This is a genomic window from Bacillus cereus group sp. BfR-BA-01347, from assembly GCF_022663835.1.
Taxonomy (GTDB): domain Bacteria; phylum Bacillota; class Bacilli; order Bacillales; family Bacillaceae_G; genus Bacillus_A; species Bacillus_A thuringiensis_K.
This window is the reverse complement of record NZ_JAKUGG010000095.1, coordinates 1-242: the sequence shown is the minus strand read 5'-3', so window position 1 is coordinate 242 and position 242 is coordinate 1. Positions and strand designations below refer to the sequence as shown.

The window sequence follows — 242 nt, the reverse complement described above, 5'->3', positions numbered from 1 at the left end:
AGCATGGTGACATGTGGAGCTGACGAATACTAATAGATCGAGGACTTAACCATATAATATGTAGCAATGTTATCTAGTTTTGAAAGAATATAAAAAACTTGTTGACTTTCAAAAGTAAATGAGTTATAATAATTCTTGTCTTAAATGAATACAGTCTGGTAATGATGGCAGAGAGGTCACACCCGTTCCCATACCGAACACGGAAGTTAAGCTCTCTAGCGCCGATGGTAGTTGGGACCTTG

General features: G+C 38.0%; 1 rRNA gene. It reads left to right on the top strand.

Annotated elements, in window-relative coordinates:
• Positions 1-154 precede the first annotated feature (154 nt).
• A 5S ribosomal RNA gene (gene rrf / locus MR143_RS32815) occupies positions 155-242 on the top strand; the annotation flags it as partial.